The 20,030-nt window shown below is 43.3% G+C and carries 20 protein-coding genes and 2 pseudogenes; 14 read left to right on the top strand and 8 right to left on the bottom strand.

Annotation, left to right across the window (positions count from 1 at the left end):
• Positions 1-22 precede the first annotated feature (22 nt).
• Genes C0582_03065 through C0582_03045 form a run of 5 tightly spaced genes read right to left on the bottom strand, consistent with a single transcriptional unit; the run spans position 23 to position 2,840 of the window.
• Positions 23-694, bottom strand: coding sequence for a tRNA (guanosine(46)-N7)-methyltransferase TrmB (locus C0582_03065; protein PLX29533.1), 672 nt, complete (start codon positions 692-694; stop codon positions 23-25).
• An 11-nt stretch (positions 695-705) separates the two neighbouring features.
• Positions 706-1,101, bottom strand: a complete 396-nt coding sequence (locus C0582_03060; GenBank protein PLX29532.1) for a 50S ribosomal protein L19 — start codon at positions 1,099-1,101, stop codon at positions 706-708.
• A gap of 7 nt (positions 1,102-1,108) precedes the next feature.
• Positions 1,109-1,816: a tRNA (guanosine(37)-N1)-methyltransferase TrmD gene (locus C0582_03055; protein ID PLX29531.1), complete on the bottom strand. Its 708-nt coding sequence runs from the start codon at positions 1,814-1,816 to the stop codon at positions 1,109-1,111.
• Positions 1,816-2,331 carry a 16S rRNA processing protein RimM gene (rimM, locus tag C0582_03050; GenBank protein ID PLX29530.1) on the bottom strand — a complete coding sequence of 172 codons (516 nt, stop codon included), beginning with the start codon at positions 2,329-2,331 and terminating at the stop codon, positions 1,816-1,818. Before rimM ends, C0582_03055 begins: the two co-directional genes overlap by 1 nt.
• Positions 2,332-2,378: 47 nt before the next feature.
• Positions 2,379-2,840, bottom strand: a complete 462-nt coding sequence (locus tag C0582_03045; protein PLX29529.1) for a 30S ribosomal protein S16 — start codon at positions 2,838-2,840, stop codon at positions 2,379-2,381.
• A 191-nt stretch (positions 2,841-3,031) separates the two neighbouring features.
• On the opposite strand from C0582_03045, the gene mgtE reads away from it, so the two are divergent.
• The 5 genes from mgtE (at position 3,032) to C0582_03020 (ending at position 9,454) form a co-directional block, all read left to right on the top strand.
• On the top strand, positions 3,032-4,399 hold the full coding sequence (gene mgtE, locus C0582_03040; GenBank protein ID PLX29528.1) for a magnesium transporter: 1,368 nt from the start codon (positions 3,032-3,034) through the stop codon (positions 4,397-4,399).
• Positions 4,400-4,409: 10 nt separating this feature from the next.
• The gene (locus C0582_03035; protein PLX29527.1) at positions 4,410-5,606 is read left to right on the top strand and encodes an acetyl-CoA C-acyltransferase; all 1,197 of its coding nucleotides are present in this window, start codon (positions 4,410-4,412) and stop codon (positions 5,604-5,606) included.
• 242 nt (positions 5,607-5,848) lie between these two features.
• Complete coding sequence (locus tag C0582_03030; protein ID PLX29526.1) at positions 5,849-6,778, top strand: hypothetical protein; 930 nt, start codon at positions 5,849-5,851, stop codon at positions 6,776-6,778.
• Between the two features lie 109 nt (positions 6,779-6,887).
• Positions 6,888-8,147, top strand: coding sequence for a hypothetical protein (locus tag C0582_03025; GenBank protein PLX29525.1), 1,260 nt, complete (start codon positions 6,888-6,890; stop codon positions 8,145-8,147).
• A complete protein-coding gene (locus C0582_03020) occupies positions 8,147-9,454 on the top strand; it encodes a hypothetical protein (protein PLX29524.1) in 1,308 nt (435 codons plus the stop codon). The genes C0582_03025 and C0582_03020 overlap by 1 nt, the downstream gene beginning before the upstream one ends.
• Here C0582_03020 and C0582_03015 read toward each other — a convergent pair.
• Positions 9,451-9,918, bottom strand: a complete 468-nt coding sequence (locus tag C0582_03015) for an SsrA-binding protein (protein ID PLX29523.1) — start codon at positions 9,916-9,918, stop codon at positions 9,451-9,453. The two genes, C0582_03020 and C0582_03015, sit on opposite strands and share 4 nt — an antisense overlap.
• A gap of 68 nt (positions 9,919-9,986) precedes the next feature.
• On the bottom strand, positions 9,987-10,550 hold the full coding sequence (locus tag C0582_03010) for a hypothetical protein (GenBank protein PLX29522.1): 564 nt from the start codon (positions 10,548-10,550) through the stop codon (positions 9,987-9,989).
• A 668-nt stretch (positions 10,551-11,218) separates the two neighbouring features.
• Here C0582_03010 and C0582_03005 point away from each other — a divergent pair.
• From C0582_03005 to C0582_02970, 8 genes and pseudogenes are all read left to right on the top strand, one after another.
• Positions 11,219-11,770, top strand: coding sequence for an HslU--HslV peptidase proteolytic subunit (locus C0582_03005; GenBank protein ID PLX29798.1), 552 nt, complete (start codon positions 11,219-11,221; stop codon positions 11,768-11,770).
• Positions 11,767-13,082: pseudogene (locus tag C0582_03000) on the top strand (HslU--HslV peptidase ATPase subunit). Before C0582_03005 ends, C0582_03000 begins: the two are co-directional and overlap by 4 nt.
• 9 nt (positions 13,083-13,091) lie before the next feature.
• A pseudogene (locus tag C0582_02995) lies at positions 13,092-15,049 on the top strand (acetoacetate--CoA ligase).
• Between the two features lie 43 nt (positions 15,050-15,092).
• Positions 15,093-16,028 (top strand): divalent metal cation transporter FieF, encoded by a 936-nt coding sequence (fieF, locus tag C0582_02990; protein PLX29521.1) that lies wholly within the window; start codon positions 15,093-15,095, stop codon positions 16,026-16,028.
• Positions 16,029-16,167: 139 nt separating this feature from the next.
• Positions 16,168-16,695 carry a DNA-binding response regulator gene (locus C0582_02985; GenBank protein PLX29520.1) on the top strand — a complete coding sequence of 176 codons (528 nt, stop codon included), beginning with the start codon at positions 16,168-16,170 and terminating at the stop codon, positions 16,693-16,695.
• On the top strand, positions 16,686-16,889 hold the full coding sequence (locus C0582_02980) for a hypothetical protein (GenBank protein PLX29519.1): 204 nt from the start codon (positions 16,686-16,688) through the stop codon (positions 16,887-16,889). Before C0582_02985 ends, C0582_02980 begins: the two co-directional genes overlap by 10 nt.
• Before the next feature lie 23 nt (positions 16,890-16,912).
• A complete protein-coding gene (locus C0582_02975) occupies positions 16,913-17,647 on the top strand; it encodes a hypothetical protein (protein ID PLX29518.1) in 735 nt (244 codons plus the stop codon).
• Between the two features lie 58 nt (positions 17,648-17,705).
• Entirely contained in the window at positions 17,706-18,941 is a 1,236-nt protein-coding gene (locus C0582_02970; GenBank protein PLX29517.1) for a hypothetical protein, read from the top strand.
• 103 nt (positions 18,942-19,044) lie between these two features.
• Here C0582_02970 and C0582_02965 read toward each other — a convergent pair whose 3' ends face one another.
• Entirely contained in the window at positions 19,045-19,452 is a 408-nt protein-coding gene (locus tag C0582_02965) for a hypothetical protein (protein PLX29516.1), read from the bottom strand.
• A 269-nt stretch (positions 19,453-19,721) separates the two neighbouring features.
• Here C0582_02965 and C0582_02960 point away from each other — a divergent pair.
• Positions 19,722-20,030, top strand: a 309-nt coding sequence (locus tag C0582_02960) for a hypothetical protein (GenBank protein PLX29515.1), incomplete at its 3' end; no start/stop codon positions are given.

Genomic DNA, 20,030 nt, shown 5'->3' with positions numbered 1-20,030 from the left:
TTTTTTACCTTTAAAACCAACCTTAAATATCGTTCTTTTTCAGGGCAAAAAAAACGGCACCGCGATTTTGTTGTGCAGCCTTCATTTGATAGCGGGTTTGAGTCCAATTCGGGAACGTCTTTTGTGGGTTGCTTTGATTTTCCCACGTGAAAAAAGGGGTGTTATGAATTCTTTTTTCAATCCATGCCGCATAATCAACATGATCTGTTGCAATCAAAAGCATGCCCGATTTTTTTAAAAGACGATGAAAAAGCTCTAATGAAGGTTCTTGAATCAGACGTCTTTTGTTATGTTTCTTTTTGGGCCAAGGATCTGGAAATAAAATATATATTTTGTCCAGAGATGCCGCGTCAAAGCGTTCAAGAAGGGTGAGCGCATCGCCCCTGAAAATGCGTGCATTGTTTAAATTTAAGTCTTTTGCCTTTTGATAAAAAGAACAAGCCCCATTGATGAAAGGTTCACACCCAAAAAAGGCCTCATTCGGTGCAAGAGCGCATTGATGTGCCAGATGCTCGCCTGCACCAAAGCCAATTTCAACAGTGATTTTTTCAGGGGTAAAATTAAATAAATCCGAAGGATTGAGAGAGCCCTCAAGCGCTTTTTCAGGGGAAATGCCATAGCAGGCATTCCCTTCAGCCAGGATTTCTTTTTTAGTTTCTGATAAGGGACGTCCGAGGCGCCGTCCAAAAACCATGGATTTTGCGATTATTCGGCTTTTTGTTGAGCGGGTTTGTTCTTGGCAAGGCCCCGTCTTTTAGCAGGGATTCTAGCTTTTTTACCAGTCAAATCACGTAGGTAGTAAAGCTTAGAACGGCGAACAGATCCTTCGCGGACAATTTCAATGCGAATGAGGGGAGAGTATAGTTGGAATGTTCTCTCAACACCTTCACCATAAGAAATTTTTCTAACCGTGAACGCAGAGCGAACACCACGTGATTTGCGGGCAATACAAACACCTTCGAAGGCTTGCTCACGTTCTGTGGTGCCTTCTTTAATTTTAACCCAAACTTTAATGGTATCACCAGGTGCAAAAGAGGGGATTGATTTGTTTTCAGTTAGATCTTTGATCTGCTGTGCTTCAAACTTTTCTAGGATATTCATTTTACACCTATTTTTTATTTATATACTTGTTGTACAAGTCGGGTCTTCTCTCGCGCGTTAGAGAGATAGACTGCTCTTTACGCCATTTTTTTATCTTTTCGTGATGACCACTCAACAAAACAGGCGGAACGTTTAAGCCGTTCCAGACCTCAGGTCTTGTATACTGAGGATATTCAAGCAAATCATTGCTAAAACTTTCCTCATGAGCGGAGTTTTCATCACCCATTACACCGGGAAGAAGCCTCACGCACGCATCAATCAGGACTTGTGCTGCTACTTCACCGCCAGACAAAATATAATCTCCAATACTGACTTCTTCAATACCGTGGAAGTCAATTACTCTTTGATCCACTCCTTCATAACGTCCACAAAGGAGCGTCAGGGAGTTAAGCTTGGAAAGAGACTTTACCTTGTCCTGTGTAAGGCGTTTACCACGCGGTGATAAATAAATCAAGTGCCCATTTTGTCTTTGTTGAGCCCGCTGAATGGTTTTATGAATAATATCAGGTTTTAAAACCATACCTGGACCCCCACCATAAATAATATCGTCTGTGGTTTTATGGTTGTCCACAGCATCATCTCGGGGGTTGAGTGTTGTTAGATTCCAAATGCCTTTGTTAAGAGATTTGCCGGCCAATGAATGAGCCAGGGTCCCAGGGAACATTTCGGGAAAAAGGGTAATCACTTGTATATTGAGAAGAGGGGTGAGTGTCATCAATCGTTTAAAGTTGAAAAGAGGGAGTACGCATCTTCTGATAACACGATGCTTTTTTCATGAACATTGATCACTGGGAAATGCACTGCTGTGAACGGGACATCAAAGAGTTTATTGGCGGAGTCTTCTTGAATGACGATAATCTCATGCGCGCCGGCATTGTAAAGCGTTTTAACGCTGCCAATGGTTTGATCTTTTAATAAGACTGTGCTGCCGATTAAGTCAGAATAGAGAAATTCATCTGGTTCACAGGTCTCTCTGGGATTGCAAGGTGCTAAAATACTTTTTTTGCTTTGTTTTTCTGCGTCGGTGCGGGAGTTAATGCCAGAGATCTGAAAAATAGGATGATTTTTTTTTGAGAACTTATATAAAACCTCTATCGGAAGACTATTATCCAAATAAAACTGTTCTAAGGATAAAAAGTATTCAAGATCAATAAAGAGTTTGAGTTGAACGAGCCCTCTGACACCATGAGGCTTTGAAATTTCAGCAACTTTTGTGAGGTTAGATGACACGGCGCTGCCTCAGGTTTGGCCTGCACATGACACGCAGGCTGAACAGGTTACTCAGTGGCAGGTGCTTCTTCACTTGATTCGGTGGCAGCGGCAGGCTCCTCTGTATTTTCAGATTCTGCAGGCGCGGCTGCGGCTTCCTCAGCGGCTTTCTTTGCTTCTTCAGCAGCAGCTTTTGCTTCTTCTACCGCTGCAGCTTTTTCAGCCATCCGCTCTTGAGCTTTTTTCTTTGGTTTGTCTTGTTTGGTCTGCTCTGTGCGATCTTTAGACTTAAGGATCTTTAGATCTGCTAGAATTTTGTGAACCCGGTCTGTTGGTTCAGCGCCTGATCCAAGCCAATGTTGAACACGTTCTTGGTTGAGGGTGACTCTGTTTTCTTCAAGAAGGGGATTGTACGTCCCAAGCTTTTCTAGAAACTTACCATCACGTGGCGCACGCACGTCAGCTGCAACAATGCGATAGAAGGGTCTCTTTTTGGAACCACCACGCGCGAGTCTAATCTTTACTGCCATTTAAAAACCTCTGTAAAATACATGTTGCTAGTTACCAAGTATGGCTCACATTTGTCAATAAAATATTTGGAAAAAGCAATCGAGCAGCCTGTTTTTTGTTTTTTATGTGTATGAGTCAGATGATTCAGGGGTTTTGTTGGCAAAAAACAAAGCTTGTGGTAAATATAATCTAAATAAAAAAATGTACAGATATGACTGAAAAACTCATTGAAGATGAAAAGCAAGGCGTCATATCAGATGATTTTCTAGCGGATATCAAAGAAGCGCTGGCTGATAATGATGGGGATCATATTGCCCAGCTAACCGACCTATTGGTTCCAGCTGATATGGGGTTGCTCTTTGATCGGCTGACAAATGAAAACCGCATTAAACTGTTTAGTTTTATTGAGAAAACATTTGATCCAGAGCTGTTAACGAACCTTTCGCCGAGCGCTTTTAAGTCTATTGTTTCGCATATTAGTATCCGACGTTTAGCAAGCTTGCTTCCCGAGCTTGATAGTGATGATGCGTTTTATGTTTTTGAAGAGTTGGATGAACAGCAACAGCGCCGATTATTGAAATCTATTCCTGCTGAAAATAGATCTAACTTTGAAAAAATTCTAACCTATCCTGAAGATTCCGCAGCACGTATTATGCAACAAGAGGTTGTGATTGCCCCTTCCTTTTGGACGATTGAAGCGTTGATTCGATTTGTTCAAGAGTCAGAAAACCTTCCTGAAAACTTTTATGAAGTTTATGTTGTGAATCCGAGGCATCAGCCCATTGGCCGGGTTTCCGTTAACTTGCTGATTCGACATGAGGGGAAGAAAAAGTTAGCGGACATTATGGATAAGGATGTGAGAGCCATCCCAGCATCTGAGAATCAGGAAGAGGTGGCTTATGCTTTTAGACATTATGACTTGGTTTCGGCGCCTGTCGTGGATGAGGCCAACCGCATTATTGGGATGATTACCTCGGATGACGTTGTTGACGTTATTGATGAAGAAGCCCAAAAAGAAATTACCCAGATTACGGGTATCAGTCACTCTGACTTGAGTGCCCCTGTCTTACTAATGTCTTATCATCGGATGGCTGGGTTAATGGTCACGTTTGTTAACTCCTTTATTGTGATCTTTGTGCTGTCACAGTTCGAGAATGTGATTAAGACCAAGGCTGGTTTGGCCGCGCTACTACCCATCGTCAGTGGCATGAGTGGGGCTTCCGGAACGCAGATTCTTGCCTTGACCGTGCGGGCGTTGGCAACAAAAATGTTAAGTCCTGCCAATACGTTTAAAACAGTAACACGTGAGCTTTTGATCAGCTCCATTAACGGAATTGTTTTTTCTTTGATTTTGATGGCATTCATCATTCTTTGGTACAACGATCTTTTCCTTGGATTGGTATTGATTGTATCGTTAACATTTACAATGTTGTGGGCCGCGTTTTCAGGTGTTGTTCTGCCTATTGTTGTGGATCGACTGGGATTGGATCCTGCTATTAATACAGGGCCTTTGCTTTCTGCTTTGACAGATGTGATTGGATTTCTTTCTGTCTTAGCCTTGGCAACGGCCATGCTCTAGGGGAGTTTTTATGGATTGTGTGATTGTTGAAGCCTTGCGAACGCCCATTGGCCGCTTTAAAGGGGCTTTGAGCCGCATGTCAGCGGTGGAGCTGGGAACGGTTGTTGGCCGGGCGATCCTGTCAATGATTGATATTGAAAAGAGAGATGTTAATGAAGTGATTATGGGAACAGTGCTGTCTGCCAATCAGGGCCAAGCCCCGGCAAGACAAGTTGCTCTAAAAATGGGCCTGCCAGAAACATGTTCTGCCAGCACTGTTAATAAGGTATGTGGATCCGGCATGAAAGCAGTGATGATGGCCTGTGATCATATCAGGCTTAAACAGGGGGATTGCTACTTTGCTGGTGGTATGGAGAGCATGTCCCAAGCGCCTTTCTTGCTTGCCAATGACCGGGAAGGGCTTCGATTTGGGGAGCTGCCTGAGACCCTGTCAACCGCTGTTTTGGATCATATGATTCAAGATGGTTTGATGGATGCCAACTCATCTAAAGAAGAACTGATGGGAGTTCAAGCAGATTTAACTGCCCAAAAACATCACGTTTCTCGTCAAGATCAAGATATGTATGCGTTAGAATCTTTGCGCCGGGCTCAAAGTGCCTATAAAGAAAATCTCTTTCAGCGGGAAATCGTTCCCTTGCATTTAAAGCTTCCCTCGCAAGACGTTGAGTTGGATCATGATGAAGAACTTGATTATGCTAAGCCTGAAAAAATTCTTCAGCTTAAGCCAGCTTTTAGTAAAGAGGGTACAATTACAGCTGGCAATGCGAGTTCCTTGGCGGATGGGGCGGCGATGCTGTTCATTGTTTCAGCTGATTATGCACACCAGCATCATTTGCCCATTAGAGCTTATGTCCGGGGCGCGACCCAATCGGCTTGTGCGCCTATTGATTTTACAACGGCGCCAGTGCAGTCCATTTCAACGCTTTTGTCTCAACTTTCTTGGAGCGTTGAAGATATTGATTTGTTTGAAATCAATGAAGCATTTGCTTCGGTGCCTCTTTTAGCAATGAAAGAATTGGGCATTAAATCAGATAAGGTCAATGTGAATGGCGGAGCCTGTGCCCTCGGGCACCCGTTGGCTGCTTCTTCAGCGCGCATTATTGTGACACTGCTGAACGTCCTTGAGCAACGAGGGCTGAAAAAGGGGATTGCCAGTGCTTGTATTGGCGGCGGCGAATCAACATCAATTGCTATTGAACGACCCTGATTGGTCCATTTTTGTCTCTCCCTTGTTGCTAATAAATGACTCTTAAATAAGAGCAAAGATAAGATATTGCTTTGGCTTAGGTGGAGGTATGCTTATGGAGCGTGCTATGATGAGGCTGGTCTTTTTTGTTTTTGAGGTAAAATCATGCATTCTAGTAAGTATAAAGTATTCAGCAATGATTAAGAAGCTAGCCAGTTCTAAGTATTTATATTAATCTAGGCTTGAAAGATTAGGGAGACATCATGAAACAGGTATTTTGCACACTTCTGGCTTTAATTTGCTGGCATCACGCCGAGACAGTAAAGGGAGCGATTGATCCTTTCTCGAAGCCAAAGCGGCCAAGTTTAGACTCTTCAAGAGTGCAAGAAGATGCAGATTTGGATCAAAGGGTAGATCGCCCTTTAGCAAAAAAAGCAAAACAAAAACGAATCCAGTTGAGAAAAAGACGATTGAAGGATGGGCACGGAAACTTTGCTGTGGAAGACTCTTCAGCCGATGAAGAGGAAGTGCCTTCGTTGGTTTCTGAAGCTAGATTGCGTCCTTCTGCAGCAAGAGGGGAGGCAGAGGCGGCAACTGTTCCAAGAAGCAGTTCTTTACAAGCAGCCGCTCCTGTATCGGTTGCAGGGAAGGATCAATATTATGTTGACAGACAGTTTGGCCAAACGGCTTCCAATGTTATGCCAAGCAGGCAAAATCCAGATTTGTTCTACAGAAAACTCGACAACGTGGTGCAAAGCTTAAAAAGCAGTATAAGAAATGCAGAAAAAAGAGGTAAGGACACGTCTGCTCTTGAAAAAAGACTAGCTAACGCGATGAGTGAAAGACGAAGATATACTCAATTAAAAAAAGAAAAAAGAACACAAAATTATTCTCAATACCCTAAAAGTATTAGTGATCGTAATTATTATCAAACTGAAAGGAGGAAATTGTCAAATAAGATTAAAGGCTCTAGATGGAAAATAAACGACAAGTATAAAACAATTAAGGCCCTTGAAGAAAGGCCCATTCAAACGCTCAAGAATAAGGAGCGAATACAAGAATTGCTGAAAATGATAGAAGATAACAAAAAAACGTTCCATGAAGATTGGTTAAGATTTTATAATACGTATAAAGCGAAGCTTGAAGGATATCCGGGCTTTAATGCTCAGGCGTTATTGCAAGAGGCGCGTTGATTCAAGGGTGAAGCGTCGTGTTTTATTCCTCCACAGATAAAAGTTTTATAAGTCGAAATTATATACAGTTGAAAATTGAATAGCTAAGATGCCGTAGTTTTAGTTTTTACTGCGCAGTTATTCAGAAGGTGTTTTTTTGAGAAAAACTCATAAAGCAAGCATTGGTCTTTCCCTTGTTGGTGTCATCGTTGAGTACTTTGACTATGCTTTGTATGGCTTTTTAGCAACAGAGATTACCGCGCATTTCTTTCCTCATCATTCAATAAAGAATGGATTGCACAATACCTTTGCCATCTTTGCCATGGGATCTGTGGCTAAACCCTTCGGCAATATTGTTTTTGCACGCATCGGCGATCACAAAGGACGTGCGCAAGTTATTCGTATTGGCTTATGGGGACTGCTGATTTCAACCTTGGGATTAGGCTTGATTCCCTCCTATGACACGTGGGGCATCTGGTCTTTGATTGGACTTATTATCTGTCGGTTTATCCAGGGGGCTGTTATCGGCGGTCAGACAGATGGCATTCGCTTGCTGATCACAGAGCATATAGGTCCAAGGTTGAAACACTTTTCGCATGGTATTATGGTGGCGTCATCGAGCATTGGCATTTTTATGGCGGCTTATGCAGCTGGCAGGATGCATCATTTCCCACATCTTCATTGGCAGGATTTGTACCTTATGGGCGCCTCTTTATGTTTTGTGCTGGTTATCTTGCGTCATTGGATTGTTGACTCTTCGATATTTGTTAACGCTAAGAAAAAAATGCAGACTCATATCTCTACGCGCGACCTTTTTTGGAAAAATAAAGCGCTTTTCTTGATTGTTGTTTTTGTGATGGGAACCAATGGGGGGATTTATCATTTCTTTGCGATTTTCCTTAATTCTTATACCACGGATTTGATGCAAATTTTCACGCAAGAAGAAGGCGCACAAATCAGCACACTCGTGTCCATGGGGTATGCCATCGGAGGTCTATTATTGGGGGGAATTATTGATGTGTTCAATAGAGATCGGATCTCTTGGATTATTTTTATTGGCCTGATTCTATGTTGTCTGAGCCTTTGTTATGTACTCGTCACACATACATTCTCATCTTTATTATTCTTTGGCCTGGGATTCTTTCTCTCGGGATCAAGTATGCCCATTCTTGTGACCATCATTTCTCATCTTCCTGTTCGCAATCGATACCGATTTCTTGGCTTTAGTCATGTGATGGGATCGCTTATTTTTTCGGGTACAACCCCCTTGATTTCAACAAGACTCTTTCATTTAAATTGGTATTTACCTATTGTTTGGTTATATGTGTTGTTGTTTTTATACGTGGGATCAACTTATGCGCTTTTTAAACAAAAAAAGAGAATGGACTGATGGCTCTGTCTGATCCTCATCCTAGAACAAACAGTCAACCGTTGCGGTCGATCACCGTTGCGATCATTAGCAATTTAATTGAATACTATGACTATGCCATATATGGGTTTTATGCCGCTGTTTTAGCACGCTCTTTTTTCCCATCAGAAGATCCGATTGTGGGGCTGATCCAGTCTTGGGGAGTGTTCTTCATCGGTTCATTGGCCAAGCCTTTGGGTGCGGCTGTTTTTGGGCGGATTGGGGATGCGCTGGGGCGCCGACAAAGCTTGCGGTGGAATTTAGGGGGAGTTGGGATTGCCACCATTTTGATTTCTGTTTTGCCCGGCTATCAGGATATTGGCTTTTGGGCGCCACTGGCCTTGATATGTTTGCGGTTTTTTCAAGGTTTTTTTTACGGCGGCGAGGTGTCTGGCATTCGCATTTATGTGCTTGAGCATGTAGGTGAACGATGGCCGTGTTTTGCCAACAGCCTGAGCTCTCTGTCTTCCTCCTTTGGGGTGGCAGTGGCAGGGTGGATGGCCGCGTCTAATTTTTCAATTGCTCAGCTGCCGAGCTGGCGGATTGCCTTTGCCATTGGTGGGTTAGCGCCCCTGGTTTTATTTTTGATGCGGACAATGATGCCTGAAACAGCGTCCTTTACCCAGGCAAAAAAAGCGATAAAACAGCCTCATTTTGACCAAAAACAGGCCCATTTTACGTTCAAATCGAGCTTTTTGAGCCCTTTTTTAGGCCATTTTCGGGTGTTTTTTGCCATCATTCTTCTTTCCGCATGCGTGTCGGGAAGTTATTACTTTGTGATTTTGCACGGGCCAACGCTGTGGTCAAAATTGACGCAAACACTTAGTTATCAAGAAGCTAAAAATTTAACCACGACAAATTTATGGTTCTATACATTGTTTTTGCCCATAGCAGGATTGATCGCCGATCGGCTTGGTGCTCTTCGAACTTTTGTCTTTGCATTGTGTGGGGCGCTGGTAGTGACAGTGGTTTTTATGTGCGTGCCTCTTTACCCTCTGCTTAATGACTATTATGGGCTCACGGTTCTGTTGGTTTTGATGGCGTTTTTGAATGTATCGACGTATGTCATGATTATGATGCGTCTGCCTGTTTTGATTCGATATCGATTAATCGCGCTGGCCCATGCCATTGGATCTTCTTATCTTGCTAGCTCTGTTCCTTTTGTGGCAACGGTGCTGTGGCAATATAAACCGACCCAAAGCTATCAGTTGGTCTATCTATTCATTTTGTTTTCGGCTGGTATTTTTGCAGCTATGCTGATTCGGAATTTAAAAAAAACCGCGCTCTAGCGGTTTTGATGAATTTTGAGAATCCGGCTTTTATCCCGCTTCCAGTCGCGATCTTTTTGTGTGGCACGCTTATCGACTTTTGTTTTTCCTTTGCCCAGGGCAATTTCAATCTTTGCTATACCACGCTTATTAAAATACACGGATACAGGCACAAGGGTATACCCTTTACGCTCTAAAGCGCCGACAAGCTTTCTGATTTCTTTCTTCTTTAACAGCAGTTTACGGGGACGCGTCGGTTCATGGTTGAAAACACCCGCTGACTTCCACGGTTCGATGTTCGCATTGCGCAGATAAATTTCACCGGCATCGTGGCTGGCATGAGCATCTTGAATGTTGGCACGGCCATTGCGCAGCGACTTAACCTCAGAGCCGGTGAGGACGATGCCAGCCTCAAAAAACTCTTCCAGCGCGTAATCAAAGCGCGCGCGGCGATTCAGAGCAATGGTTTTTCGGTTTGAGGTCATGGTTATTTTTAACCTTTCCCTTTGTGATTAGCAAGCCAACGGTGAAAAAGCAAGGGTCATCTGGGCGATTAAAGGATGTGATCTTCCAGGTGTTGGATGATTCGATCCGCTGTTTGGGTTTGATAAACATGATCGATGGCCTCAAACCCAGGATTGCCATTGACCTCAAGCACATAGGTTTGGTTTTTGCCGACAATCAAATCAATCCCGGCAAAAATTAATCCATGGGATTGGGTGGCATCAAGCGCTAGTTTTTCTTGTGCGGGGGTAAGGGTGATTGCATGGGCAGAGCCATTGAGACTATAGTTCGATCTGAATTCTTGAGGATCTTGGGCTTTTCTTTTAACCGCACCGATCACCTGGCCTCCCAAAACCAAAACGCGGATATCTTGGCCAGCGCTTTCTTCAATAAATTCTTGAACGAAAAAGGTTGCTTGAGCAGCATGGAGATATTCCACAATAGCCCGGGTTTGAGCTAAAGATCCTCCTAGCATTACGCCTTTTCCTTGTGAGCCCAAATTGGTTTTGATGATCAGTTTTTCTGTGCCAAGCCCTGATATAAAAGAAAATACGTCCGCTGGTTTCGGGAGCCATAACGAACGAGATCCAAAGATTTTGTTGTGTTTAAACAATAGAGACCACGGGCTTCAAAATGCTCTAGGATTAAGCAGCCTGCTTCAAAATCAAGAATTTTTAATCGTGGGATGACAGCGTCAAAGTCTACCTTCGTTAAGTCATTGGCTAGAATAGAAATATCTTGATGATGCAGCGGCAATGGTTGGCGATTATCGGTGATCAGTTGGATGGTATGACCCCGGCGCTGGGCCGCATCGATGAGGGCTTGATCTCCGTAGCGTGAGATATTGGGATGAACGGATTTACCAGATAACAAGGCAATTTTCATAAAAGAGGCTCTACTTAATGCCCCAAATCCTACAGCGAATGACGAGGGGGAGCAAGGGATATAGAGGAGATGGGGGAGTCTAGAGATTGCCGCAGTCGCAGTGCTCCTTCGCAAGGGCGGAGCAGTAGGGTCATCCTGAGAAGCGCAGCGACGTGAGGATCTAATTATAAGGGATGAGATTGCCGCGTTGGCGCTATGCGCCGCCTCGCAATGACGGTAAATAAAAAAACCCGCCTCGCCAAGGGCGACTATCTAGGAAGAGACTGCCGCGCGCTATGCAGTGGTTTGGCCGGGTGGTTGAAATGATAAAAAGGATGTATTGAAAAGTATTTGCTTTTAATAAATATTAACGAATCACTGTACCATTGCATCAAAGTTTGCTAGATAGGAATCATGATGGAAAAAGACCCAAATCTTTTTTACGGCACAACGATTTTATCTGTGCGTAAAAATAATGAAGTTGTTCTTGTTGGTGACGGCCAAGTAACCCTTGGTCAGGTGCAAATGAAAAGCAATGCCAAGAAGGTGCGCACTATGGCGGGCGGTTCGGTTGTGGTGGGGTTTGCCGGTGCAACGGCAGATGCCCTGACCCTGTTTGAAAGACTGGAATCAAAGCTTGAGCAGTACCCCAAACAGTTGATGCGCGCTTGTGTGGAGCTGGCAAAAGATTGGCGGACAGATCGCTATCTGCGCCGACTTGAGGCCATGATGGCCGTGATCGATTCAAAAGTTTCGCTGATTTTAACCGGTAATGGTGATGTGATTGAGCCCGAAGATGGCTTGATTGGGATTGGATCCGGCGGATCTTACGCCTTGGCTGCGGCCCGTGCTTTGATTGATATTGAGGGCATGGATGCTGAAACCATTGCGCGTAAAGCCATGGCAATTACGGCCGATTTATGTATTTACTCGAATCATAACGTGACTCTGGAGAAGTTAAAAGCATGACAATGGATTTTACGCCAAAACAAATTGTATCTGAGCTTGATCGCTATATCATTAGTCAACAGCAAGCAAAAAAATCTGTCGCCATTGCTCTTCGAAACCGCTGGCGCCGGCAACAACTTGATGATCAGATGCGGGAAGAAATTCTGCCCAAAAACATTTTGATGATTGGCCCGACAGGGGTTGGTAAAACAGAGATTTCCAGACGCCTTTCTAAACTTGCGCAGGCCCCCTTTACCAAAGTAGAGGCAACGAAATTTACCGAAGTTGGTTATGTGGGCCGAGATGTGGAACAAATCATCCGTGATCTGGTGGATATATCCATGAGTCAAACCCGTGACGTTTTACGTGCTGACAATAAAGAACAAGCAATCATCAAAGCAGAAGAGCGCATTCTGGAGGCTTTCTTAGGCACAGAATCCCGAGAGGCAACCCGCACGCTTTTTTGGCAGAGCTGCGTGCTGGAAAGCTGGATGACAAGGAAATTGAGATTGAAATGCTTGAATCTCAAAACAACCAAATGCCAACATTTGATATTCCAGGTATGCCCGGTGCACAAATGGGTATGTTGAACATGGGAGATCTATTTGGTAAGGCCATGGGCAAAAAAACCAAAACAAGAAAAATATCCATCGGCATGGCCCGCAAAGAAGTGGCCCAAGAAGAGAGTGATAAATTGGTTGACCCTGAAGAGGTGACGCGCCTGTCCCTTGAAGCGGTGGAGCAAAATGGCATTGTTTTTATCGATGAAATTGACAAGATTTGTGCCCGCACAGAACGCGGAAATGGTTCGAGAGTAAGCCGGGAAGGGGTGCAACGGGATTTGCTGCCCCTGATTGAAGGAACAACAGTTAATACCAAGTATGGACCTGTTAAAACCGATCATATTCTTTTTATTGCCTCGGGGGCTTTTCATATTGCAAAGCCCTCTGATTTATTTCCAGAGCTTCAGGGCCGTTTACCTATTCGCGTGGAGCTGGATTCCCTGAGTCAAGACGATTTCATCAAAATTTTAACAGAGCCAGAATGCAGCTTGATTAAACAGTACGTTGCCTTGATGAAAACCGAAGGGGTGACCTTGGACTTTACGCCCGATGGCATTGCTGAAATTGCCCGTGTGGCCACGCACTTGAATGAAACGGTGGAAAACATTGGCGCCAGACGGTTGCATACGGTGATGGAAAAACTGTTAGAAGAAATCAGCTTTGAAGCCAGTGAGATGCAGGGAGAAACCCTTGCTATTACACCTGAGTATGTTCAAACACATGTTGGCGAACTCTCACAAAACATGGATCTCTCCAAATTCATCTTGTAGGATTTTTATATGACTATGCATCCGATCTGGACGCCCTCAGCTGAGTGGGTCAATAACACAAACTTCAAAAAATATCAGGCTTTCTTAAAAGAAAAGCATGGCTTTGACTTTGCTAATTATGATGCGTTGCATCAGTGGTCTGTGACGCATAAAGCAGATTTCTGGCGCAGCATGTGGGAGTTTGCTGGCATCATAGGAGAGTTGGGGTCAGGGCCGTATTTGGAAAATGAAGACAACTTCTTAGAAGCCCAATTTTTCCCGACCAGTCGCTTGAATTTTGCTGAAAATGTGTTGGCTGGATTGGACCATTTTTCTGAGACTGATCCTGTGATGATCTTTTGGTCTGAGCAAGGCGCCCGACTACACTTGACCAAATCAGACGTGCTGACGCGAGTGAAGCAATTCCGCGCTTGGTTTATCGAAAAAAAACTGCAACCGGGTGATCGGGTTTGTGCCTTTGTTCCCAATACCCCTGATTCTTTTGCAGCGGTGTTAGCGGCTTCTTCTCTGGGATTGGTGTGGGCATCTTGTTCGCCCGATTTTGGGATGGAGGCTGTGTTGGACCGCTTTGAGCAATTAGGTCCCAACGCATTGATTGCGGCAACAGGATACTATTACAAAGGAAAATACTTTGACTTGCGGGGTAAGGTTGAAACGTTGTCAAACGCCCTTGGAACCACTGACGCAACGGTGTTGTTTGATTATCCTGGGTTTGACGGTAACGCGGATCAGAAATTTTCATGCATTGACGCTCAAGTCCCTGAGGAATCACCGATTACTTTTGAACGATTTGCGTTTAATCATCCTCTTTATATTATGTTTTCATCTGGAACGACTGGAAAACCAAAATGTATTGTCCATGGCGCCGGCGGAACACTCATTCAACACTTGAAAGAGCACCAATTACATTGTGACATCAAGCCTAAGGACCGCGTGTTTTATTTTAGCACATGTAGTTGGATGATGTGGAACTGGCATGTGACAGTGATGGCGTCAGGAGCCACTATTTTGCTGTTTGATGGATTTCCTTTTTTGCCCAACCCCACAATTTTGTTTGATTTTGCCGAAGCTGAGAAAATGACGCTGTTTGGGACAGCGTCCAAATATGTGGATGCGCTGCGTAAACGAGAGTTTGAGATCAACAAAACCCATGACCTCTCGGCATTACGGATGATCACATCAACAGGTGGGCCCTTGGTTCATGAAAGCTTTGACTATATCTATCAAAATATTAAAAAAGATCTCTGTGTGGCGTCGATCTCAGGGGGGACTGATATTATTTCATGCTTTGTGTTGGGATGCCCTGTTTTGCCGGTCTATGCGGGTCAAATTCAATGCAAAGGCCTTGGATGGATGTAGAGGTTGTTGATGAAACTGGCCAGCCTGTGCGGCAGGAAAAAGGGGAATTAACCTGTCAAACGCCCTTTCCATCCAAACCCATTGAATTTGTTAACGATCTTCAAGGTGAAAAATATAGGAAAAGCTATTTTGATCGCTTTGATAATATCTGGTGCCACGGGGATTATGCGGAAATGACAGAGCAAAAGGGGATCATTATTTATGGTCGCTCTGATAATATTTTAAATCCTGGCGGTGTGCGGATCGGAACGGCTGAAATTTACCGACAAGTTGAGAAGGTTGATGAAGTGATGGAAGCGCTGGCAGTTGGTCAGCAGTGGGAAAATGATGTACGGATTATCCTTTTTGTTACCTTGAAAGAAAAGATGAGCCTCACAGATGAACTCAAAACGGCTATCCGAACCGTGATTAAGGAAAACTCGTCGCCACGCCATGTGCCCAGCAAAATTTTACAGGTGCCAAGTTTACCCAAAACGAAAAATGGTAAATTGGTTGAAGGAGTTGTGCGTCAAGTGATTCATGGTGAGCCCGTTATCAATCTATCAACACTGGAAAATCCGGAGTGTTTAGCGTCTTTTGAAAACATCCCAGAGCTTCAAGTTGCATAGTTTATCCTTTGCCGATACTGTAAAATTAATTTAGGATTATTTCATGCCTCACTCTTGTCCCCACAATCACAATCATTTTGATTTTTCAGAAATTAAGAACAGTCGCATGAAGTCTCAGGTCATGTGGGCATCTGTTAGTGTTGCGCTGACCTTGGTTTTGTCAAAAATTGTGGCCTGGTATCTAACCGGGTCGGTGAGTATTCTTTCAAGTTTAACAGATTCTTTTCTTGATTTTTTTGCCTCTGTTGTCAGTTTTTTAGCGGTGCGTCAGGCCATGAAACCTGCAGACGAACAACATCGTTATGGTTTTGGAAAAGTGGAGGCTTTGGCAGCCTTGGCGCAATCTATCTTTATTATTATATCTGTGGTGTATGTTGCTTATGAAGCAATTCAACATATGCAAAATCCCCAGCCAATAGAAAAACCCATGGTTGGGGTGGCTGTCATGAGTTTGTCAATTATCTTAACAATCTTTTTGGTGCGCTTTCAAACGCGTGTCATTAAAACTACCCAATCCATTGCCATTAAGGCAGATTCAATGCACTATAAAGCTGATCTCTATTTAAACGTTAGTGTTCTGGTATCTATTATGCTTTCTTCCTCTTTTGATCTCTATTGGCTGGATGGCGTGATTGGTTTAGCTGTTGCGAGTTATATTTTATATACCTCTTATGGTATTGCAAAACACTCCGTTAATATTTTGATGGATCGTGAACTCTCGGCGCACATGAAAAGAGAAGTTGTGGAAATTATTAAGAAAAATCCCGCCGTAAAGGGGTTACACGAACTCAAGACCAGAAGCTCTGGAACGCGCGATTTTGTGCAGGTTCATGTTGAAATGGATGGGCATATCTCTCTTCAAAAAGCCCATGAAATTTCTTATGAAATTGAAAAAGAGTTGCTCAAAAAATTTCCCCGTTTGCACTTAACCATTCATCAGGATCCGACAGGTATTGATGAGGCTCACGTGAAGCTATAATCAGAATCCTTTTCTTTTAGTAAATGAACCAACTTTTTTTTCTCACTTTTTGCTTTGCTTTTTCTCACTTTTTGCTTTGCTTTTTTTTACTAGAATGCTAACTTGTGCTAAGTTTTCTTTCTTTCAGGGGAGGTGAAAAATGAAAGTATTAATTATTGATCCTAAGGCGTCCATGGGATCAAGTCTCAAGGTTCTACTAACCAACGAAGGCTATACAGCTGATGTTATTACGGCATCGGATGAAGCCGTTTCCTATTGCAAACTTTATGACTATGACATTATCATTAAGGATTTTAAATCCAATAAAGAGATGGATAGTTATCAATTTCTCCATCAGCTACGCAGCTCTGGGATTAATACCCCGTTGATTATGATCTCTGATCAGAAAGATGAGAAAAATCTTATTGAATTGCTGAACCTTGGTGCAGACGACTTTGTTTTAAAACCCTTTAATGTCAAAGAGCTGATCGCACGATGCAGAGCAATTGTGCGTCGGGCACAAGGGCACTCAGCCTCAGCCATTCAGATTGGCCGTCTTAAAATTGATCTGAGACGCAACCTTGCTGAGGCAGAAGGTCAGATTCTAAATTTGACGAATAAAGAATATTCAATTCTAGAGCTGCTTGCCATCCGCAAGGGAGTTATGATAAGTAAAAGATGTTTTTGAATCATCTGTACAGCGGTATGGATGAGCCAGAAATGAAAATAGTGGATGTCTTTATTTGTCGTTTGCGAAGAAAAATCGCAGATGCAACTAACGGGGACAATTTTATTCAGACGATCTGGGGACGTGGTTATATACTGCACGACCCGGCTGAAAAGGCATCTTCTAGTGATGATGAGGTCATGAAAGCCGGTTAACTCTAACTTATAAGGAGTGGCCTATGGCTGAACATGAAACTGAAGAACACGTCTTAAACCCTATAGATGTCCATGTAGGGAGGCGCGTCCGCGATAGGCGTCAACGATTGGGATGGACGCTGATGGACTTGGCTGAGAGGCTTGGCGTTTCACATCAACAAGTTCAGAAGTATGAGCAAGGATCAACTCGAATTTCAGCCAGTTCTCTTTATAACTTGTCACAAATTTTTCAAACGAATCAAAACTATTTTTTTGTCGGCCTTGAAGATGCTGATGAAACAGAACAAGATTCTCTGGATTCAGATGTTATTTCTCTTTCAGCCCAAGATAAAACGCTCAGCGTTATCTTGATTGAAGATGATTCAACCGATGAATTGCTGATGCGTAAAGCCATTGAAATGCTTGATCATAAAATTAATCTTCATACTCTCCATGACGGGGATGCGGCACTTTCCTTTTTGAGGCAAAAAGGACTTAAAGGGACTTTCCCGCGTCCGGATGTGATTATTCTCGACTTGAACATTCCCAAACGTGATGGCCGTATGGTTCTAAGGGAACTAAAACGAGATCGTCAATTGCAAGATATTCCCGTTATTGTGATGACCAATAGCTTGAGTCGCAAAGAAATGGTTAATATTTATCGGGCCGGCGCATCGGGATATATCTGCAAGCCATTTGATTTTAACAAATTGAAATCCAACTTAGCCCATTTAGTAGGCTATTGGGCTAACACGGTTGTTTTGCCCAATAGATGTTAGTCAGACTTCTTTTCTCATTCTTTTGAGCAAGTTTATAATCAATGTTTAAGGATGTTTTATGCCAAAAAATTTAAAAATTTTAGCTTTTAGTGCTATTGGCACCGTTTTAGAATATTACGATTTTGTTATATTCATCATTTTAACGCCGATCATTGCACCGCTCTTTTTTCCAGCAGTAGACCCATTATGCTCGTTGATTTCCAGTTATGCTGCCTTTGCTATGAGCTTTTTGATGCGACCTCTGGGCGGATATGTCCTGGGGGCAATTGGTGATCGGTATGGCCGTGACAGAGCTTTGGTACTATCCATAAGCATTATGGGGGGAGCAACGCTATTGATGGCCTGCTTGCCGACCTATTCTTCAATTGGGGTCTTGGCACCGATTTTGTTGATTGTCTGTCGCTTGCTCCAAGGCTTTAGCGTTGGCGGTGAATATAGTGGTGCTGCGCTGATGATTATTGAAACAGCCCCTAAAGACAAGGTTTTCAGATACGCAGCAGCTATTCCCATGGCCGCTGTTTTTTCCGTGATCCTCGCTGGGAAAATAACAGAGCTTTGGGCTCTGGATCCCAGCAGTTGGAGTTGGCGCCTGCCTTTATTTTTTGGTGCCAGCATTGCTTTGGTAGGGTTTTACTTGCGCCGATCAGTCGGCCACTCTTTGAAGGCCACTCACCCCCTTGAAACCGATCGAAGTGACAAAACAGATCTTTTATCAAGGGAAGCCCTTTTTAATCTGAGTCTCATGACCCTTTTAAGTGGATTAGGGGTGATGGTCTATTATATCTTTACGGCCTATATCCTTTCATTTCTCACACTTGAGTTAGGATGGCCAAAAGCCATGGCTTATAGCTATTCGTTTTGGGTTTCCGTGGGCGCCTTCTTATTGATGTATCCCATAAGTTATTGCGCCGATAAATGGCTGGATCCGTGGTGGATCATCAAATGGAGCTGTGTGGGTTTAATGATTATGCCCGTTCCATTTTTCTATTTGCTGACTCAAGGTGGGATGGTCTGGGCTTATCTATTCTTGCCTATTATTGTGGTTTTGTTTGCAGCGTTGGTTTTAATCAATCCCCTGGCAGCCCAGCTCTTTAAGCCCCGGATTCGCTATCAGGCAATGGCTCTGAGTTATACTGTGGGGGCCTCTGTGTTTGGTGGAACGGCGCCATTGGTCAACACTTACTTGTCTCATAAAACACAAATGCCAGCCTTGGCAGGTGTGTATTTAACCCTTGTTGCAGCCATGAGTTTGGTTTTTGTGAAAAAAATGAAGGGAAATTCAAAAGGGGAATAGACTTTGAATAAGGAGCGGGTGGCTGAGATTCTTCCGTCAGGAGCCCTTACTTTTACAAAAAAGGGCCCCCGGGAGAGGCCTCTACTTTGTTGATTGGTCTGCTTTAGAAAAAACTTAGGAAGTAACGAGCGGCGGCTTCAATCATCGCTTCAACGGCTTTTTCCAACATGCTTTTGCCTAATGATTTCGCTGCTTGAACGCTTTTGTCATAGGTTTCATCCGCAACATAGGGCGCAAAAGTTTCGCGGTGCTTTTGTGATTGGGTGTCCATGCCGCTGTCAACATAGCTCCAGAGCCATTTTGAAAGTTCATCTGAAGCTTTGCCAGTGATTCGAGATTGGAGAGTTTCCTCTTTTTCAGCTAGATCTTTTGTAGGGATGGCCCCAACACGTGCACGGATGTCATCGTCTTCAAGACCTGCTGGAAGGGTGTGGGCTTGGGTTGATGCTGCTACCAATAGGCTGAAAGCAAGAATGACTTTAAATAGGGTGGTGTTAACGATGGTTTTCATGGTGTTCCTCCTGTTTCCTTGCCTTTGATATAAGAAGAGGCAGAGATATTTTCAAGAGGACAACGAGAAGAATAAATACGAAAGGATTTGTTGAAAACAAAGAATTTGACTTAAGGCTTTTAAATTGAAATAAAAAAGGAAATATTCATTTTTGAGATCTCATGTTGAATTGTTTTTAGGCCAGAATTAGAGAACTAAGTCTTTAAAGTTGAATTTTTGGTGCAAAAAATAATCGAATGATTCTTCATTGAAAATATAAATTTATATTTATGATTAAAAAATTAACTTTCATACTAGCTATCGTTACCTTGATATTTTCTCAGCAGAGTTTAGCCATGCCAAGGACTTCTGCTGCCGCTGAGGGAGAGGAGTCTGAAACTCAGGCCATGTTCGAGCATATTCTAGAGAGGTTGGAAAATATTGAAAGACGTATGCATGCGTCAACCAACAGGTCAAATCCTGCTGATTTTAGTTGTATAGATCATATGCCTGAGTCAATCACCTTGTCCTGTGAGATGTTTATTAAGCAAAGACCTATTCACATCAATCTTGAGGCCATCACCGACACGCATTCGGCT

This window comes from Alphaproteobacteria bacterium, assembly GCA_002869105.1.
Lineage (GTDB): Bacteria > Pseudomonadota > Alphaproteobacteria > UBA7879 > UBA7879 > UBA7879.
The sequence above is the reverse complement of the archived record's forward strand: the minus strand, read 5'-3'. Positions and strand labels throughout refer to the sequence as shown.

What these genes read in the sequence shown, in the direction of transcription:
- C0582_03020 (PLX29524.1), top strand. Translation starts at nt 8,147, where the DNA reads ATGGCTCTGTCTGATCCTCATCCTAGAACAAACAGTCAACCGTTGCGG.
- C0582_03005 (PLX29798.1), top strand. Translation starts at nt 11,219, where the DNA reads ATGGAAAAAGACCCAAATCTTTTTTACGGCACAACGATTTTATCTGTG.
- C0582_02970 (PLX29517.1), top strand. Translation starts at nt 17,706, where the DNA reads ATGCCAAAAAATTTAAAAATTTTAGCTTTTAGTGCTATTGGCACCGTT.
- C0582_03045 (PLX29529.1), bottom strand. Translation starts at nt 2,840, where the DNA reads ATGGCAGTAAAGATTAGACTCGCGCGTGGTGGTTCCAAAAAGAGACCC.
- C0582_03065 (PLX29533.1), bottom strand. Translation starts at nt 694, where the DNA reads ATGGTTTTTGGACGGCGCCTCGGACGTCCCTTATCAGAAACTAAAAAA.
- fieF (PLX29521.1), top strand. Translation starts at nt 15,093, where the DNA reads ATGCCTCACTCTTGTCCCCACAATCACAATCATTTTGATTTTTCAGAA.
- C0582_02985 (PLX29520.1), top strand. Translation starts at nt 16,168, where the DNA reads ATGAAAGTATTAATTATTGATCCTAAGGCGTCCATGGGATCAAGTCTC.
- C0582_03030 (PLX29526.1), top strand. Translation starts at nt 5,849, where the DNA reads ATGAAACAGGTATTTTGCACACTTCTGGCTTTAATTTGCTGGCATCAC.
- C0582_02980 (PLX29519.1), top strand. Translation starts at nt 16,686, where the DNA reads ATGTTTTTGAATCATCTGTACAGCGGTATGGATGAGCCAGAAATGAAA.
- mgtE (PLX29528.1), top strand. Translation starts at nt 3,032, where the DNA reads ATGACTGAAAAACTCATTGAAGATGAAAAGCAAGGCGTCATATCAGAT.
- C0582_03055 (PLX29531.1), bottom strand. Translation starts at nt 1,816, where the DNA reads ATGACACTCACCCCTCTTCTCAATATACAAGTGATTACCCTTTTTCCC.
- C0582_03035 (PLX29527.1), top strand. Translation starts at nt 4,410, where the DNA reads ATGGATTGTGTGATTGTTGAAGCCTTGCGAACGCCCATTGGCCGCTTT.
- C0582_02975 (PLX29518.1), top strand. Translation starts at nt 16,913, where the DNA reads ATGGCTGAACATGAAACTGAAGAACACGTCTTAAACCCTATAGATGTC.
- C0582_03015 (PLX29523.1), bottom strand. Translation starts at nt 9,918, where the DNA reads ATGACCTCAAACCGAAAAACCATTGCTCTGAATCGCCGCGCGCGCTTT.
- C0582_02965 (PLX29516.1), bottom strand. Translation starts at nt 19,452, where the DNA reads ATGAAAACCATCGTTAACACCACCCTATTTAAAGTCATTCTTGCTTTC.
- C0582_03060 (PLX29532.1), bottom strand. Translation starts at nt 1,101, where the DNA reads ATGAATATCCTAGAAAAGTTTGAAGCACAGCAGATCAAAGATCTAACT.